The organism is Nonomuraea guangzhouensis (genome assembly GCF_019396345.1).
Lineage (GTDB): Bacteria > Actinomycetota > Actinomycetes > Streptosporangiales > Streptosporangiaceae > Nonomuraea > Nonomuraea guangzhouensis.
Map to the genome: position 1 here is coordinate 45139 of NZ_JAHKRM010000048.1, position 16861 is coordinate 61999.

The following is a 16861-nucleotide window of genomic DNA, read 5'->3' on the forward strand; positions in this document are numbered from 1 at the left end:
TGCCCGGCCCTGTGCGGGCTCAGCGGCCGTCTCCCTGGAGGCCCTGAGCCCCGTACGGCGACTGGGGCCGGCCGGGGCATGCCGTACAACAGACTGCCTGGGCATGCCGTACAACAGAGAAGTCAGTAAGGGCTCTGAGAGGAGAAGCACGTGCGGGCAGGGGTGCTGGGGGCGCCGATCGGGCATTCGCTGTCGCCCTACCTGCATCGGGCGGCCTATCGGGCGATGGGGCTCGACGGGTGGAGTTACGAGGCTCTGGAGTGCGACGAGGCCCGGCTGCCCGGCCTGCTGCGGACGCTCAGACCGCTACGCGGTGAGGTGCCGGAGGACGAGGGGGCCTGGGCGGGGTTGTCGCTGACCATGCCGCTCAAGCGGGCCGTGCTGCCGCTGCTTGACAGCGTCTCCGAGCTGGCCGTGGAGGTGGGCGGCGCCAATACCGTGGTGTTCCGCGACGGCGCGAGCCATGGGGACAACACCGACGTCTACGGGATCGAGCGGGCGCTGGCCGAGGCGGGGGTGCCGGCGCCGAGGTCGGCGACCGTGCTGGGCGGCGGCGCCACCGCCGCTTCGGCGCTGGCGGCGCTGCGCGGTCTGGGGCTGTACTCCGCGACCCTGCTGGTCCGCGATCCCGCCAGGGCGGGGGAGACGGCAGGGGTGGCCGAGCGGCTCGGGATGGCGCTGGCGGTGGAGACGTTCGACAAGCTCGACGTCTCGACGCGGGTGGACCTGGTGGTGTCCACGCTGCCGGGCGGCGCGGCCGACGCCTTCGCGGCGCGGCTGGCGCGGGTTCCCGCGCTCTTCGACGTGGTCTACTCGCCCTGGCCGACCAGCGCGGCGGCGGCCGTCCAGACCGCGGGCGGCACCGTGGTCGGGGGGTTCGCGATGCTGCTGCACCAGGCGGTGCGGCAGGTGGAGCTGATGACGGGCCGGACGGATGTGCCGGTGGAGGCCATGCGCGCGGCCGGTGAGGCGGAGATCCTCAGACGGGCGGCCACTCGAACGGGTTGATCAACTGGACGTCGAGGCCCACGAAGTCCTTCACGTTGCGGGTGACGAGGGTCCAGTCATGCGCGCGGGCGGTGGCGGCGATGAGGCCATCGACGATCGGGAGCGGCCGCACGGCGTGCATCCGCCCCCATTCCTCGGCCACGGCGGCGGTGACGGGCAGCACCCGAGTCCTGAACCGATTAGCCAGGATTCGTAACCACCTGCCTGGAGTGGGTCGCGGCGACACAGCAGCTCGACACCTTTGCGGATCTCGCCGAACACCATGACTCTCACATAGAGGCTGGGCCCGGTGATGGTGTCGAGCCACCCCTGCACGCTGTCGTCTCTGGCATGCTTGGTCATTTCCGACACGACGTTGGTGTCGAGAACGTAGCTCACTCGATGCCCTCGAAGTCGGTACCCCGCATCGCGCTGCTCTTGTCGCGGGTGAGATCGAGCGCGCTCAGGTCGGGGCCCGAGAGAAGGAATTCCTTGAAGTCGGGCTGCTCGCCCTTGAGCCGGCGGTATTTCTCGATGCCAAGGATCACCGCCACATCCTGCCCGTACCTGGTGACGATCTGCGGTCCCTCGTCATGGGCCCGGCGGATGACCTCGCTGAAGCGCTGTTTGGCCTCCCCTAGCTGCCATCTGGTCTCTGCGAGCTGTTCTACGGTCATGCCCCAGCACTTTGGCGCAGAGACTCTGGCCAGCGGGGATGATTCGAGGAACTCTCGCGGTTGTGGTAACGTAGCTCTCTGATCGGTCCGGCATGCCTTGCTGGACGCGCAAGCGGAGGTCTCCCTCCCACCTGTGTCACCGAGAGGTGGCCGGGTCAAGGATCACGCCGGACTTACTCCGGGGAGCTTACGGCCACGATGCCAATGAGCTCAGTGGCCCCGCATGCGCGACGTGCGGGGCTTTTCGCGTTTGCGCGGAGTTCCTCGGCACCGAGCACGTACGGGATCGCAAACCTAGGAGGCCCCATCAGCACTGAGCCCCGCATCAACGAGCGTATCCGAGTTCCCGAGGTGCGCCTCGTGGGCCCGAACGGCGAGCAGGTAGGCATCGTCTCCATTCACGATGCCCTCAAGCTCGCTCAGGAGGCCGACCTCGACCTGGTCGAGGTCGCGGCCACGGCTCGACCGCCCGTGTGCAAGCTCATGGACTACGGCAAATTCAAGTACGAGTCCGCGATGAAGGCGCGCGAGGCGCGCAAGAATCAGGCGCACACGATCATCAAGGAGATCAAGCTCCGGCCGAAGATCGACCCGCACGACTACGAGACCAAGAAGGGTCACGTGGTGCGGTTCCTCAAGGCAGGAGACAAGGTCAAAGTCACGATCATGTTCCGTGGTCGCGAGCAGTCCCGGCCGGAGCTCGGTTTCCGGTTGCTGCAGCGGCTCGCGGACGACGTCCAGGAGCTGGGATTCGTCGAGTCCCACGCCAAGCAGGACGGCCGTAACATGATCATGGTGATCGGTCCGCACAAGAAGAAGGCCGAGGCGAAGGCGGAAAAGGCCGCAGCCAAGGCCCAGCGTGGTGGCGAGGAGCCTTCCGCGGAGGAGTCTTCCGGTCAGGAAGCCTCCGTACAGGAAGCGTGACCCGCGGTTCGGGTTAGCCTTAACAGCACACCCCGAACAGCCACCCCCACCAGACGAAGACGCCGCGACCGGGTCGGCCAGCACCGGCCCGGCCACCGGCACGGACGAATTGAGGAGAGACGGCGAATGCCGAAGATGAAGACGCACAGCGGTGCGAAGAAGCGGTTCCGGCTGACCGGCAGCGGCAAGCTCGTGCGTCGCCGTGCCAATCGCGCGCACTACAACGAGTGGAAGTCGTCTACGCTGACGCGCCGTCTCAAGAATGAAGTCGTCCTGTCCGACGCTGATTCCAAGAAGATCAAGAAGCTGCTCGCCAAGTAGCGCGACCCCCGGGGAGAGAGAACATGGCACGCGTGAAGCGGGCGCTCAACGCCAAGAAGAAGCGTAAGGTCGTCCTCGAACGGGCTTCCGGTTACCGTGGCCAGCGGTCACGTCTTTACCGCAAGGCCAAGGAGCAGATGCTCCACTCGATGACGTACGCCTATCGTGACCGGAAGGACCGTAAGGGTGCCTTCCGCCGTCTGTGGATCCAGCGGATCAACGCCGCCGCCCGTCAGAACGGCATGACGTACAACCGCCTGATCCAGGGTCTGCGACTGGCCAACATCGAGGTCGACCGCAAGATCCTCGCCGATCTCGCGGTCAACGACAGCCAGACCTTCGCCACGCTCGTCGAGGCCGCCAAGAAGGCGCTGCCGGCGAACGTGAACGCCCCGGCCGCGAGCTGAGGCGATTGAGGACCGAGCCCGGCGAGGCTCCAGTCGAGGGCCCACCTGACGGTGGGCCCTTTGCTGTGTTCCCAGCCGGTACGCCCGGCCGTACAGACCATCAGGGGAGAGCATGGCGGGATCCGAGCTGACCAACGTGAAGTCGCCGCGCGTGAAGGCCGCCAGGAGGCTCGCCAAGCGCGCCTACCGGGAGCAGGACCGCAAGTTCCTGGCCGAGGGGCCGCAGGCCGTGCGCGAGGCGCTCAAGCTCGACGGGGTGACGCTGGAGCTGTTCGCCACCGCCGAGGCCGAGCTCCGCCACCCCGAGCTGATCACCGACGCGACGCTCAAGGGCATACCGATCCACCGGGCCAGCGGCGAGGTGATGTCGGAGCTCTCCCAGACCGTGACCCCGCAGGGCCTGCTGGCCGTGTGCCGGCTGGTGCACGTGCCGCTCGACGACGCCCTGTCCGGCGAGCCGCGCCTGGTCGCGGTGCTCGCGCACGTGCGCGACCCCGGCAACGCGGGCACCGTCATGCGCGCCGCCGACGCCGCGGGCGCCGACTCCGTGATCTTCACCGACGCCTCCGTCGACCCGTACAACGGCAAGTGCGTACGCGCCAGCGCGGGCAGCCTGTTCCACCTGCCCGTCACCATCGGTACACCGGTGGCCGCCGCCGTGCGTCAACTCAGAGAGCGCGGACTGCGCGTGCTGGCGGCCGACGGCGCGGGCAAGCACACGCTCGACGACGTCGACCTGTCGGGCCCCACCGCGTGGATCTTCGGAAACGAGGCGTGGGGTCTGCCCGAGGAGGTTCTCGCCGAAGCCGACGATGTGGTCAGGGTGCCCATCTACGGACAGGCCGAAAGCCTCAACCTGGCCACCGCGGCCGCGGTATGCCTTTACTCCTCCGCCAGGGCTCAGCGAGTGTCCTAGGCGGCTGGAAACCCGCTATTGTCGGCCTTGTAGGCGGAGGAGGCGAGTTCGTGCACGGCGCAGACACCGATGGTCGAGTGGTCGCCTCCGCGTGCACGATAGCCATTGACGATCTTCCGGACGGCCTCATCGTGTCCGACAGATTCGGCCGCGTGCTGGCCGTCAACCGGGCCGCCGCGCGGCTCACTGGCGTCGCCGCCGAACGCGCGGTCGGCAAGGACATGAACGAGGTGTTCCCCTTCCGCGACCACGACGGCCGCGAGTGGTGGAAGGCCCTCGACCCCGAGGGCGGCCTGCGCACCCGCAGCAGGGTGCCGGAGCGGCCGCTGCACCTGCCCGGCGGGCAGGAGCTCTACGTCGCGGCCCGGCTGTCCCGCGAGCCCGAGCGGTGCGGCGACGTCGAGCGGGTGACGATCACCCTGCGTGACGGCGGCGCCCGCGCCCGGCTGGAGCGCAGCCGCGCCGACCTGGTCTCCACGGTCGCCCACGAGCTGCGCTCGCCGCTGACCAGCGTCAAGGGGTTCACCGCGACCCTGCTGGCCAAGTGGACCCGCTTCACCGACGAGCAGAAGCGCGTCATGCTCGAGACCGTCAACAACGACGCCGACCGGGTGACCAGGCTGATCACGGAGTTGCTCGACGTCTCCCGCATCGAGTCGGGCCGGCTGGAGCTGCACCGCCAGGTCGTCGACGTGCCCGCCAGAGCGCGGCGCATCATCGCCGGTCGCGTCGCGGCGGGCGAGACCGAGGACCGCTTCCGCCTCGTCGCCGGTGACGATCTCCCCGAGATGTGGCTCGACCAGGACAAGATCGACCAGATCCTCGGTAACCTGATGGAAAACGCGGTGCGCCACGGACGCGGCACCGTCACCATAGAGATCGAGTCCGTCGGATGGGGAGTTGCCGTGTCGGTGCGCGACGAGGGCGAGGGCATCACGCCCGAGCTGGCTCCGCGCGTCTTCCGGCAGTTCTGGCGCGGCAACAGCCGCCGGCGCGGCGGCACCGGGCTCGGCCTGTTCATCGTGAAGGGCCTGGTCGAGGCGCATGGCGGCACGATCATCGTGCAGCGCGCGCCCGAGGGTGGGGCGGAGTTCCGATTTACCGTGCCCACCGGCACCCCTGACTTCGCCACTGTGTAGCCCCTGCGGGTAACGGGCGCGAGTCGGCCCGGTGGGCGGATCCCACTAGACTCTGTCAAGCTCAAGCCCTGGATACGGAGCTCACTCTTGTCTGACTACGACCCCGTCGAGGTGACACCGTTGCATGCCGACGAGGTGTCCCGCATGGAGGCCGACGCCCTGGCGGCGATCAAGACGGCCGGCGACCTCGACGCACTCAAGCAGGCGCGGCTGGCCCACGCCGGTGACCGTTCGCCCATCGCGCTGGCCAACCGCGAGATCGGCGCCCTGCCGCCCAAGGCCCGTGCCGAGGCCGGCAAGCGCGTCGGCGGCGCCCGCAAGGCGATCAACGAGGCGCTCGCCGCCCGGCAGGCCGAGCTGGAGGCCGAGCGCGACGCCCGGGTCCTCGTCGAGGAGGCCGTCGACGTCACCCTGCCGTGGGACCGCCAGCCGCTCGGCGCCCGCCACCCGCTGACCACCATGCAGGAGCGCATCGCCGACACCTTCGTGGCGATGGGCTACGAGGTGGCCGAGGGCCCCGAGCTCGAAGGCGAGTGGTTCAACTTCGACGCCCTCAACATCGCCACGGACCACCCGGCCCGCTCCGACCACGACACGTTCTTCGTCGAGTCCACCGAGTCGGGCATGGTGCTGCGCACCCAGACCTCGCCGGTGCAGATCCGCGCGCTGCTGCAGCGGGGCGCGCCGTGCTACGTCATCTCGCCGGGCAAGGTGTTCCGCACCGACGAGCTCGACGCCACCCACACCCCCGTCTTCCACCAGGTCGAGGGCCTGGCGATCGACGAGGGGCTGACGATGGCCCACCTCAAGGGCACGCTCGACCGGTTCGCCGAGGTCATGTTCGGCGAGGGCATCTCCACCAGGTTCCGGCCCAACTACTTCCCGTTCACCGAGCCGTCGGCCGAGATGGACCTCAAGTGCTTCGTCTGCCGCGGCGCCTCGGCGATCCCCGGCAACCCGCCGTGCCGCACCTGCAAGTCCGAGGGCTGGATCGAGTGGGGCGGCTGCGGCATGGTCAACCCGCGCGTGCTGATCGCCTGCGGCGTCGACCCGTCCACGTATTCGGGCTTCGCCTTCGGCATGGGCATCGAACGTACGCTGATGTTCCGCCACAACGCTGAGGACATGCGCGACATGGTCGAGGGAGACGTGCGCTTCACGCTTCCGTTCGGAATGGAGATCTGATGAAGGTCCCGCTCTCCTGGCTGCGGGAGTACGCCGATCTCCCGGCGGTCACCGCGCAAGAGGTGGCCGACAAGCTCACCGCGGCAGGGCTCAAGCTCGAGTCGATCAGCTCGCACGGTCACGACGTGAAGAACGTCGTGGTCGGCGAGGTGCTCGAGATCGAGGAGCTGACCGGTTTCAAGAAGCCGATCAGGCACTGCAAGGTCGAGGTGGGGGAGGCGATGCCGCGCGAGATCGTCTGCGGCGCCACCAACTTCGCCGCCGGTGACCGCGTGCCGGTCGTCCTGCCGGGCGGCGTGCTGCCCGGCGGCTTCGAGGTGGGCGCGCGCAAGACGTACGGGCGGCTGTCCGAGGGCATGATCTGCTCCGAGCGCGAGCTCGGCCTCGGCGACGACCACGGCGGCATCATGGTGCTGCCCGCCGGCACGCCGATCGGCGCCGACGTGGTCGAGCTGCTCGGGCTCCGCGACGACGTGATCGAGCTGGAGATCACCCCCGACATCGGCTACGCGCTGTCGATCAGGGGCGTGGCGCGCGAGGCGGCGACCGCGTTCGAGGTCGTCTTCCGTGACCCGGCCGACGTCGAGCTGCCCGCCGCCGACGAGCCGGCGTGGCCCGCCTCGATCGGCGACCCGGACGCCTGCGACCGGTTCGTGCTGCGCGAGGTCACCGGCTTCGACCCCGCCGCCCAGAGCCCGCTCTGGATGCGCGTACGGCTCACGCGGGCTGGGATGCGGCCGGTGTCGCTGGCCGTCGACATCACCAACTACCTGATGCTGGAGCTCGGCCAGCCGCTGCACGCCTTCGACCGGGCCAAGCTCACCGGCGAGATCGTCGTACGCAGGGCCGGTCAGGGCGAGACGCTCGAGACGCTCGACCACGTCACCCGCAAGCTCGACCCCGACGACATCCTGATCACCGACCAGTCGGGCCCGATCTCGATGGCGGGCACGATGGGCGGGCTGGAGACCGAGATCTCCGGCGAGTCGACGGACATCGTCATCGAGGCCGCGCACTTCTCGGCGACCGGCATCTCCCGCGAGTCCCGCAGGCACAACCTCGTCTCCGAGGCGTCCAAGCGGTTCGAGCGCGGCGTCGACCGCGAGCTGCCGCTGGTCGCCTCGTGGCGGGCGGTGCGGCTGCTGGCCGAGCTGGGCGGCGCCACCGTGCGACCGGGCCTCACGCACGCCGAGATCGACGTCGCCCCGGCCCGCATCGCGATCCCGGCGAGCCATCCGGGCGACGTGGCCGGTGTGCCCTACTCCAAGGAGACCGTCGTACGCCGGCTGGAGCAGGTCGGCTGCGTCGTGACCGACGGCGACGACCCGGCCGTCCGCGTGGGCGGCGTCGACCCGACCGGGGTCGTGACCGGCGGCGAGCTGGCGGCCAAGCTGGCCGTCACCGGCGACGACATGATCACGGTCACCCCGCCGTCCTGGCGGCCCGACCTCACCGACCCCAACGACCTGGCCGAAGAGGTCATCCGCCTCGAAGGCTACGAGCGCCTGCCCTCCCTCCTGCCCAAGGCCCCGGCCGGAGCCGGGCTGACCGAGGGGCAGCGGCTGCGCAGGCGGGTCGGCAGGACGCTGGCCGCCGCCGGCTACGTCGAGGTGCTGGCCTACCCGTTCATCAGCGAGGGCGACTTCGACGCCCTGCAGCTGCCCGCCGACGACGCGCGCCGCCGCGCCCTGCGGCTGGCCAACCCGCTGGCCGAGGACGAGCCGCTGATGCGCACGACGCTGCTGCCCGGGCTGCTCAAGACCCTGGTACGCAACGCCGGGCGCGGCTTCTCCGACGTGGCGCTGTTCGAGTCGGGGCTCGTCTTCCGGCCCCGCGAGGGAGCGCCGGCCGCCGCGCCGGTGCTGCGGGTCGACGACAGGCCGAGCGGCGACGAGCTGGCCTCGGTCGCCGCGGCCCTGCCCGACCAGCCGCACCGGGTCGCGGTCGTGCTGGCCGGCGAGTTCGAGCGGTCCGGCTGGTGGGGTCGCGGGCGCCAGGAATGCTGGGCCGACGCCGTGCGGGCGGCCCGGCTGGTGGCGGCCGAGGCGGGCGTCGAGCTGTCGGTCATCGCCGACCAGCACGAACCATGGCACCCCGGCAGGTGCGCCGCCCTCTACGTCGGTGACACGCTCGTCGGCCACGCCGGTGAGCTGCACCCGCGCGTCGCCGAGGCCTACGGGCTGCCGCCGCGCACCTCGGCGATGGAGCTGGAGCTGTCCAGGCTGGAGTCGGCCATGCCGGGCCCGGCCGAGGCGCCGGCCGTCTCGTCCTACCCGGTCGCGACCCAGGACGTGGCGCTGATCGTGCCCGACTTCACGCCGGTCGCCGACGTGGAGGCGGCGCTGCGTGACGGGGCGGGGGAGCTGCTGGAGTCGATCCGGCTGTTCGACGTCTACGCCGGGGAGCAGGTGGGGGAGGGGCACAAGTCGCTCGCGTACACACTGCGCTTCCGCGCGGCCGACCGCACGCTGACGGTGGAGGAGACGACGGCGGCTCGCGACGCCGCCGTGGCCATGGCCGCCGACCGCGTCGGCGCCCAGCTCCGCAGCGCCTGAGGCGGCGCCCGATCGTTGGTCCGAGGCCCGGTACGGTGCGCCGTGCCGGGCCTCGTCCGTGAAAGGCCGGAGATGAGGCATCTGCTGGTGTTCGCCGAGCGCGACGACGCCGAGGAGGTCGCGGAGGCGCTGGGCGAGCGGTTCCCCGCGCTGGAGATACCCCAGGTCGTACGGGAGACGCTCGCCGGCGAGGACGACGCCGAGGACGCGCAGTGGCTGGTCGTCCTGGAAGGGCTCGAGGAGGACCGCCTGCCGGAGGTCGACGCGCTCGTGGAGGACCACGACGGCTGGCGCGAGCCGGGCTGACCCGCGTCCAAGGCGCGCTCGCGCGGAGGCGCGGCCGCCGCTGATGGCGTCAGGCGGGGAGCTGGGCGGCTCGGCGGGCCTTCTCGGCCAGCGCGTGCTCGTCGGTGCGTGAGTCGTACCGGCGGAACTTCGGCAGCGCCGCGGCCAGGCCCGCCACCGCCGCGACGCACAGCACGCCGCCCGCCCCCAGGGAGAACCGGGCGCCACCCAGCTGCGCCATCAGCCCGGCGCGCGCGTTGCCGAGCATCGGACCGCTGGCGTAGGACAGCAGCTCGATGCCGGCCAGCCTGCCCCGCAGCTCGTTCGGGATCGTCTGGTTCCACATCGTCGAGCGGAAGATACCGCTGATCATGTCGGCCGCCCCGGCCAGCGCCAGGCAGAAGAAGATCGCCCAGACGTTCGGGATCACCGCCGCCAGCGCCATCGCGGCACCCCACAGCCCCGCCGCGATGATCACGCCCAGGCCCTGCCGGTGGACCCGCGCCGTCCAGCCGCCGGTGAGCGAGGCCACCAGGGAGCCCACCGCACCCGCCGAATAGAGCAGCCCGAGTGCCTGCGGCGCGCCCAGCTGGTCGGCCAGGAACGGGAACAGCGCCGTCGACATCGCGAACAGCATCGCGGCGATGTCGACCAGGTAGGTGCCGATCAGATCGCTGCGCCCGGCCGCGTAGCGCACGCCCTCGACCAGCGAGCTCAGCGACGCGGGCGCGGCGTCCTCGGCGGGTGGCACGGCCCTGATCCGCCAGAGCAGCGCCAGGGACAGCACGAAGCTCACCGTGTCGACGCCATAGGCCACGGCCGTGCCGAACGCCGTCACCAGCAGCCCACCGAGAGCCGGGGCGACGATCGCGCCGAGGTTCCAGCGCAGGCTCGCCAGCACCGCGGCCGCGCCGAGCTGGTCGTGCCTGACCACCTGGGGGATCAGCGCCTCCAGGCTGGGCCGTTGCAGGCACGCGATGCCCATGGCCAGCGCGCCGACCACGTAGAGGACCCAGGTCTGCGGGTGGGGGAGGAGCGAGTTGACCATGAGCAGGCCCGAGGTCACCATCAGCCCCAGCTCGCTGAGCAGGATGACCATGCGCCGGTCGAGCGCGTCGGCGATGGCGCCGCCCCACAGACCGCACACCACCATCGGCACGAACTCGGCCAGGCTCACCAGGCCGACCGCCACGTAGGAGCCGGTGAGCTCCTTCATCTGGTACGGCACGGCCACCACGGTGATGAACGTGCCGAACATCGTGATGACACCCGAGGCCATGAGCAGCCGATAGTCCCGCGAGTCGCGCAGCGGACCCAGATCGGGCACCAGCCCGCTGAGCAGGCGCTTTAGTCGATCGGCCACAAGAGGTGATTCTGTGCTAAAGCCCTCGGCGCGGGCAATCGATTTTCTTCCGGCACGCGGCTGGGGCCCCCGGAGAGAACTCCGGAGGCCCCAGGGAAACATCCGCGTCTTCAGGCGGCGGGCACCTTGTCCAGGAAGCCCAGGACCCGGGCGATCCTGCCGTCCGCGGCCAGCTGCACCACGTCGAACCCGACCACCACCGGCTCCTCGCCCGCCGGGCCCAGGTGCCAGCTGAACCTGGCGATGTCGTGGTGGGCGTCGTACACCTCGCCGGGGCTGAACACGAAGCCGGGGAACATGCCCTGCGCGCCCTCGATCAGCGCGGCGAGCCCGGCGTGACCGGCCACCTCGGCCAGCGGGTCGGTGTACGTGGCGTCCTCGGTCCACAGCTCGGCCACGGCCTTGGCGCGGGCGTCGGCGTCGGTCTCGTTCCAGGCGGCGATGTAGCGGTCGACCAGCTCGTTGCTCATGATTTTTCTACCTTTCAGATGATTTTTCGACTTAAAACAGGGGGCTAGCGGAGCCGGCGGAGGCCCATGATCTGCAACTCGGCGAAGACGCCGACCACGATGGCCTGGGCGATCGCCCATACCGCGCCGATCGTGGTGAACTCCGCCACCCCGGTGACCACGGCGAGCACGCTGCCCAGGGTCCAGACGGCGTTGAGCGCGATCACGGCCTTGGTCGCCACCGGGCTGATCGCGCGGCGGCTCGCCAGCAGGCCGACCGCCGCGCCGTACACGAGAAGGAAGACGCCGATCTCCCTGAGCAGCCCCGCGTCCGGGCCGAGCAGGTCGCTCGCGGGACCGGCGGCGGCGAGGTAGACGAGCCCGTTGACACCGGTGACGACGGCGTCGAGAGCCAGCACCACGCGCAGGAATCTGGCCTGGTCGGTCATGGTGAGGGCGGTCATTTCGGCGCTCCCTTCGAGGGGTTCGTTCGGACATGAGAAACATGTCAGCCGGGGCGGGGGCGCCGCGATTACGCCAGAGGTAATGCGGGCGCTTATCTCCGGCTCGACCTGGGGCGCGGGAACGAAAAAAGCGTCCCCGGGGCCTGCCGGGGACGCCTGGAAAGGGTCTCAGCCGCGCGCCTTCTCCGGGAGCAGGAAGCCGATCGCGAAGGCGACGGCGGTCAGGCCGAGCGTGATCAGCGTCACCGAGGCGGCGGCCTGCGCCGCGTCGAGCTTGGCGGTGCCCGGCAGGTGGGAGCCGAGCCGGCCGAAGAACACCGTGCCCAGGACGGCGATGCCGAGTGAGGCGCCGAGCTGCTGGATGCTCTCCAGCGCCCCGGACGCCGAGCCGACCTCGTGGTCCTCGACCTCGCCCATGATGATGCCGAACAGCGGCACGAAGATCATGCCCATGCCCACCCCGTACGCCAGCAGCGGGAGCGCCAGCTCCCAGTCGCCGGTGCCGCCGAGCCGCAGGACCACGTAGAGGGCCGCGATGCCGGCCGCCATGACGGCCAGGCCCAGATGCAGGATCCGGCGGCCCAGCACGGCCATCCTGGCCCCGGCGAACGCGGTGCCGAGGAAGGCGCCGACGGCCCAGGTCGCCATCGTCAGGCTGGCGTGCAGCGCCGTGTGGCCCAGCCCGAGCTGCAGGAACATCCCGATCGCCAGCCCGAAGCCGCAGACCGCGCCGAAGAAGACGATCACGAAGGCGATGCCGGAGGTGTAGGAGCGGCGGCGGAAGATGCCCGGCTCGACCAGCGTGGTGGCCCCGGCCCGCTTGCGGCGCAGCTGGTGCAGCCCGAACGCGCCGAGCACCGGCACCGAGGCGGCCATCATCACCAGCGACCAGCCCGGCCAGCCCAGCTCACGGCCCTGGACCAGCGGGTAGATCAGCAGCAGCATCCCCGCCCCCGCCAGCACGCTCCCACCCAGGTCGAGCCGGGTCGAGCGGGCCGAAGCCGGTACGGCCGGCAGCACCCTCGAGCCGACGGCCAGTGCGTAGGCGCCGAGCGGCAGGTTGATCAGGAAGATCATGCGCCAGCCGGTGCCCAGCACGTCCGCGTCGACCAGCAGCCCGGCGACGACCGGCCCGAGGATGGTGGCCAGACCGATGACCGGGCCGAACGCGCCGAACGCCTTGCCCAGCTCCGCGGGTGGGAACAGATCGCGGATCAAGCCGAAGCCCTGCGGGATCATGACGGCTCCGGTCAGGCCCTGCAGCACCCGGGCCACGATCAGCACCTCGGGTGTGGGCGACAGCGCGCAGGCCAGCGAGGTGAGGACGAAGCCGGCCGTACCGAGGAGCAGCATGCGCCTGCGCCCGAACATGTCGCCGAGCCGTCCGCCGGTCAGCAGCCCCACCGCCAGCGCCAGTGTGTAGCCGGCGGCGATCCACTGGAGCGCGGCGTAGCCGCCGCCCAGGTCCGCCTGGATGGCCGGGCCGCCGACGCTCACCACGGTGGAGTCGAGCAGGTTCATCAGCGTCGCGCCGAGGATGGCGGACAGGCCGAGCCAGCGGTGCCTGCCGACGGTCGTCTCGGCGGTCGGCGCCTCAAGTATTGCGGTCACGGAAGCCCTCCAGATTTCGGAACGGATCGCTCTGTTCTGAATTTAGCTTACGGGAACGGAATGATTTATTCCATAGATGGATTCAAGATCTTTGGAGATGAAGGCTCCGAGTCGCCCGCGAGCGCGGCATAGTGGTCAGCCCGGCAAGGGGATGGTGTTTTCCCAGGTCGGAGCGATGGGGGGTCGCTGTGGGTTTGTGGCGAAAAATTCTGAAAACAGGGCGGATGGCCGAGCCGCCGATGGAACGTTCCACAAGTCGAGGAACGCCCGAGCTGGCGGGTTCCGTGCAGATCCGTCACGTGGACGCGGGCTCGTGCAACGGATGCGAGGTGGAGATCGCCTCGGTGTTCGGACCGGTGTACGACGCGGAGCGCTATGGCGCCCGGCTGGTCGCCTCGCCGCGGCACGCCGACGCGTTGCTGGTCACGGGGCCGGTGACGCGCAACATGGAGATGGCGCTGCGCCGCACCTACGAGGCGGTGCCGCAGCCGCGCCGGGTGATCGCGCTGGGTGACTGCGCGCGTGACTGCGGGGTGTTCGCGGGCGCGTACGGCGTGGCGGGCGCGGTCGGCGACGTGGTGCCGGTCGACGTCGAGGTACCCGGCTGCCCGCCGCCACCCGAGGCGATCATCGAGGCGCTCCGCGGGATGACCGGTCGATGACCCTCTACGCGTGCGCCCTGGGCCTCTGCCTGGCCGCCGCCCTCCTCGCCCTGCTGCCCACAAAGGCAGGGGTACGTGCGGCGGGGCTGATCACCGCGGCGGCCGGGGCGGTGGCGGCCGTGGCGGGGGTGCGGGCGATGCTCGGCCACGGCTGGTCGGCCTGGCTGCCCGACCTGCTGCCCCTGGGCGGCGTACGGCTGGCGCTCGACCCGCTCGGCGGCCTGTTCACCGCCGTCACGGGCGGGGTGACGGTGTGCGCGGCGATCCACGGCATCGGCTCCGCCCCGGCCAGGGCCACGCGGGCGGTCGTGCCGCTGTTCGTGGCCGCCCTGCTGCTGGTGCCCGCGGCCGACGGGGTGGGCGCGTTCCTGCTCGGCTGGGAGCTGATGGCGATGACCTCGCTCCTGCTCGTGCTGGCCGAGCACCGCACGAGGCCGTCGGTCAGGAAGGCCGCGCTCTGGTACGCCGTCATGACCCACCTCGGCCTGGTGACGATCCTGTGCGGCCTGTGCTATCTGGCCGCCGGAACCATGGGCGACGGCTTCGACCAGCTACGCGCCGCCGAGCTGTCGCCTGCCGCCAGGAACGTGATCTTCCTGACCACCCTGGCCGGGTTCGCCGCCAAGGCCGGCATCGTGCCGCTGCACGTGTGGCTGCCCAGGGCCTACCCGGCCGCCCCCGGCCACGTGTCGCCGCTGATGAGTGGCGCCATGGTCAACATGGGCGTCTACGGCGTCGTCAGGGTCGGGCTCGACCTGCTGCGCGGCGGCCCCGTCTGGTGGTGGTGGATCGTCCTGGCACTCGGCGCCCTGTCGGCCCTGTACGGCGTGCTCCACGCGGCCATGGCCACCGACCTGAAACGGCTGCTCGGCTACTGCTCGACCGAGAACATGGGCCTGGTGCTCATCGGCGTCGGCGCGGCCGGCTTCTTCGCGGCCGACGGCGCCGGCCCGCTGGCCGCCCTCGCCCTCACCGCGGCCCTGCTGCACGTGGTCAACCACGCCGCCTTCAAGACGCTGCTGTTCCAGGCGGCCGGCTCGGTCCAGCGGGCCACGGGCACCAGGGACCTGGACGCGCTCGGCGGCCTGCGCGCCCGCATGCCCTACACCACCGCCCTGTTCGCCATCGGCGCCCTGTGCGCGTCGGCGCTGCCGCCCGGCAACGGCTTCGTCAGCGAATGGCTGCTGCTGCAGAGCCTCATCCACGCGCTGCCCGCCTCGGGCGTGGCGGGCGCGGTCACGATGCCGCTGGCGGTGGGCGCCATCGCACTCACGGCGGGACTGGCTGTGGCCACGTTCGTGAAGGCGTTCGGCGTCGGCTTCCTGGCCCGCCCGCGCGGTCCGGGCGCCGAACAGGCGGCGGAGAGCCCGCGTACGGCGATCTGCGGGATGGCACTGGCCGCGACGGCTTGCCTGTTCCTCGCGCTCAACCCCACGCTGGTGCTCCCCGCGCTCATCGACGCCGTCACGGAGGTGATCCCCGCCGGCCGGCCAGTCACGGGCGAGGTGACGCTCCGGCTCACCGCGATCACCGGCTCGATCTCGCCGATCCTCATCGCGCTGGCGCTGGCCGGGGTCATGGCGGCGGTGCCGGCGCTGGTCCGCGCGGTGGCCACCCGGCCCGTACGGCGGGCGGCCCGCCTGTGGGACTGCGGCGCCGGCCCGGTGTCGGCCCGCATGGAATACACCGCCACCTCCTTCGCCGAACCCCTGCAACGGGTCTTCGTCGACGCCCTCCAACCGGAGCGCGCCATCGACGTGACGGCCGTCGAGGAGTCGGCGTACCTGGTGCGGCGGGTCCGATTCCGGGCCAGGGTGCCCGACCGGGTCGAACGCCGCCTGTACGAGCCGGTGCTGGCCGCCGCGGTCCGGCTCGGCACGGCCGCGCGGCGGCTCGCCGACGGCAGCGTCCACCGCTACCTGGCCTACGGCTTCTACGCGCTGACCGGCGTGCTGATCGTGCTGGCGGTGATCTCGTGATCGCCATGGTGCTGCAACTGCTCGTGGTGGCCGCCGGAGCGCCCCTGCTCGTCGGCCTGATGCGCCAGGTCAGGGCCCGCCTGGAGGGCCGCGCGGGCGCCGGGGTACGGCAGCCGTGGCGCGACCTGCGCAAGCTGGTGCGCAAGGAGGCCATCGCTCCGCACGGCACGGGCTGGCCGTTCAGGGCCGCGCCGCCGCTGCTGGCCGGGACCACGCTGGTGGTCGCCGCGGCGGTGCCGCTGGTCACCGCCGACTCGCCGCTCGACGGCGTCGCCGACCTGTTCGCGGTCGCCGCGCTGCTCGCGCTCGGCTCGGTGGCGCTGGCGCTGGGCGGGCTCGACACGGGCACCGCGTTCGGCGGGATGGGCGCCAGCCGTGAGATGACCGTGCTCGCCCTGGTCGAGCCGACGATCCTGCTGGCCGTTTTCGCGCTGTCGATCCGGGTCGGCACCACCGACCTCGGCGCGATCGTCACCGCCACCGCGAGCAGCCCGCTGTCGCTCATCTCCCCGGTCAGCCTGCTCGCCGCCGTCGCGCTCGCGGTGGTCACCATCGCCGAGTCGGGCCGGATCCCGGTGGACAACCCCTCGACCCACCTGGAGCTGACGATGATCCACGAGGCGATGATCCTGGAGTACGCGGGTCCCGACCTGGCGCTCATCGAGTGGGCCTCGGCGATGCGGCTGACGGTCATGCTGGGGCTGTTCGCCGGGCTGTTCGCGCCGTTCGGCATCGCCACCGCGACCGCCGGGCCGGTCGCGCTGCTGGTCGCCGTGGTGGCGTTCGCCGCGAAGGTGGCGCTGCTGGGCGGCGCGCTGGCGGCCGGCGAGGTGTTCATGGCCAAGCTGCGCCTGTTCCGCATCCCCGAACTGCTGGCCGGCTCGTTCCTGATGGCCCTGCTGGCGGTCGCCGCCTCCTTCTTCCTGGCGTGAGTGAG

General features: G+C 71.2%; 18 protein-coding genes. 12 read left to right on the forward strand and 6 right to left on the reverse strand.

All coding sequences use genetic code 11. The features are described from left to right. The first annotated feature begins 150 nt into the window (after positions 1–150). Positions 151–1008 carry a shikimate dehydrogenase gene (locus tag KME78_RS57305; protein WP_219538497.1) on the forward strand — a complete coding sequence of 286 codons (858 nt, stop codon included), beginning with the start codon at positions 151–153 and terminating at the stop codon, positions 1006–1008. Here the strand turns inward: KME78_RS57305 and KME78_RS57310 are convergent. Together KME78_RS57310 and KME78_RS57315 are read right to left on the reverse strand one after the other, a co-directional pair. Continuing rightward, entirely contained in the window at positions 980–1171 is a 192-nt protein-coding gene (locus KME78_RS57310; protein WP_219538499.1) for a PIN domain-containing protein, read from the reverse strand. The genes KME78_RS57305 and KME78_RS57310 overlap by 29 nt on opposite strands. A 211-nt stretch (positions 1172–1382) precedes the next feature. Next, positions 1383–1664 (reverse strand): type II toxin-antitoxin system Phd/YefM family antitoxin, encoded by a 282-nt coding sequence (locus tag KME78_RS57315; protein WP_219538501.1) that lies wholly within the window; start codon positions 1662–1664, stop codon positions 1383–1385. A 204-nt stretch (positions 1665–1868) separates the two neighbouring features. Between KME78_RS57315 and infC the strand changes: the two genes are divergently transcribed. The 8 genes from infC (at position 1869) to KME78_RS57355 (ending at position 9417) form a co-directional block, all read left to right on the forward strand. Further along, positions 1869–2588 (forward strand): translation initiation factor IF-3, encoded by a 720-nt coding sequence (gene infC, locus KME78_RS57320; protein ID WP_219538503.1) that lies wholly within the window; start codon positions 1869–1871, stop codon positions 2586–2588. A 126-nt stretch (positions 2589–2714) separates the two neighbouring features. Continuing rightward, a complete protein-coding gene (gene rpmI, locus KME78_RS57325; RefSeq protein ID WP_219538505.1) occupies positions 2715–2909 on the forward strand; it encodes a 50S ribosomal protein L35 in 195 nt (64 codons plus the stop codon). 23 nt (positions 2910–2932) lie between these two features. After that, the gene (gene rplT, locus KME78_RS57330) at positions 2933–3316 is read left to right on the forward strand and encodes a 50S ribosomal protein L20 (RefSeq protein WP_219538506.1); all 384 of its coding nucleotides are present in this window, start codon (positions 2933–2935) and stop codon (positions 3314–3316) included. A gap of 112 nt (positions 3317–3428) precedes the next feature. After that, positions 3429–4232, forward strand: coding sequence for a TrmH family RNA methyltransferase (locus KME78_RS57335; protein WP_219538507.1), 804 nt, complete (start codon positions 3429–3431; stop codon positions 4230–4232). A gap of 50 nt (positions 4233–4282) precedes the next feature. Beyond that, positions 4283–5371: a sensor histidine kinase gene (locus tag KME78_RS57340; protein ID WP_308127538.1), complete on the forward strand. Its 1089-nt coding sequence runs from the start codon at positions 4283–4285 to the stop codon at positions 5369–5371. Between the two features lie 144 nt (positions 5372–5515). Then, positions 5516–6556 carry a phenylalanine--tRNA ligase subunit alpha gene (pheS, locus tag KME78_RS57345; RefSeq protein WP_246654791.1) on the forward strand — a complete coding sequence of 347 codons (1041 nt, stop codon included), beginning with the start codon at positions 5516–5518 and terminating at the stop codon, positions 6554–6556. After that, positions 6556–9111, forward strand: coding sequence for a phenylalanine--tRNA ligase subunit beta (locus KME78_RS57350; protein WP_219538510.1), 2556 nt, complete (start codon positions 6556–6558; stop codon positions 9109–9111). The genes pheS and KME78_RS57350 overlap by 1 nt, the downstream gene beginning before the upstream one ends. Positions 9112–9183: 72 nt before the next feature. Further along, on the forward strand, positions 9184–9417 hold the full coding sequence (locus tag KME78_RS57355; RefSeq protein ID WP_219538511.1) for a hypothetical protein: 234 nt from the start codon (positions 9184–9186) through the stop codon (positions 9415–9417). A gap of 49 nt (positions 9418–9466) precedes the next feature. On the opposite strand, the gene KME78_RS57360 is transcribed toward KME78_RS57355, so the two are convergent. The 4 genes from KME78_RS57360 to KME78_RS57375 all read right to left on the reverse strand — a co-directional run bounded on the left by KME78_RS57360 (position 9467) and on the right by KME78_RS57375 (position 13283). Beyond that, positions 9467–10759, reverse strand: a complete 1293-nt coding sequence (locus KME78_RS57360) for an MFS transporter (protein WP_308127539.1) — start codon at positions 10757–10759, stop codon at positions 9467–9469. Between the two features lie 110 nt (positions 10760–10869). Then, positions 10870–11229, reverse strand: coding sequence for a nuclear transport factor 2 family protein (locus KME78_RS57365; protein WP_219538513.1), 360 nt, complete (start codon positions 11227–11229; stop codon positions 10870–10872). A 44-nt stretch (positions 11230–11273) separates the two neighbouring features. After that, positions 11274–11672: a hypothetical protein gene (locus KME78_RS57370; RefSeq protein WP_219538514.1), complete on the reverse strand. Its 399-nt coding sequence runs from the start codon at positions 11670–11672 to the stop codon at positions 11274–11276. A gap of 168 nt (positions 11673–11840) precedes the next feature. Continuing rightward, positions 11841–13283 carry an MFS transporter gene (locus KME78_RS57375; protein WP_308127540.1) on the reverse strand — a complete coding sequence of 481 codons (1443 nt, stop codon included), beginning with the start codon at positions 13281–13283 and terminating at the stop codon, positions 11841–11843. A gap of 239 nt (positions 13284–13522) precedes the next feature. Between KME78_RS57375 and KME78_RS57380 the strand changes: the two genes are divergently transcribed. The 3 genes from KME78_RS57380 to KME78_RS57390 are packed head-to-tail and all read left to right on the forward strand — an operon-like array spanning position 13523 to position 16856. After that, positions 13523–13945 (forward strand): NADH-quinone oxidoreductase subunit B family protein, encoded by a 423-nt coding sequence (locus tag KME78_RS57380; RefSeq protein ID WP_246654780.1) that lies wholly within the window; start codon positions 13523–13525, stop codon positions 13943–13945. Next, a complete protein-coding gene (locus KME78_RS57385; protein WP_219538516.1) occupies positions 13942–15924 on the forward strand; it encodes a proton-conducting transporter transmembrane domain-containing protein in 1983 nt (660 codons plus the stop codon). The genes KME78_RS57380 and KME78_RS57385 overlap by 4 nt, the downstream gene beginning before the upstream one ends. Positions 15925–15929: 5 nt before the next feature. Then, a complete protein-coding gene (locus tag KME78_RS57390) occupies positions 15930–16856 on the forward strand; it encodes a respiratory chain complex I subunit 1 family protein (RefSeq protein WP_219538561.1) in 927 nt (308 codons plus the stop codon). Positions 16857–16861: the final 5 nt, after the last annotated feature.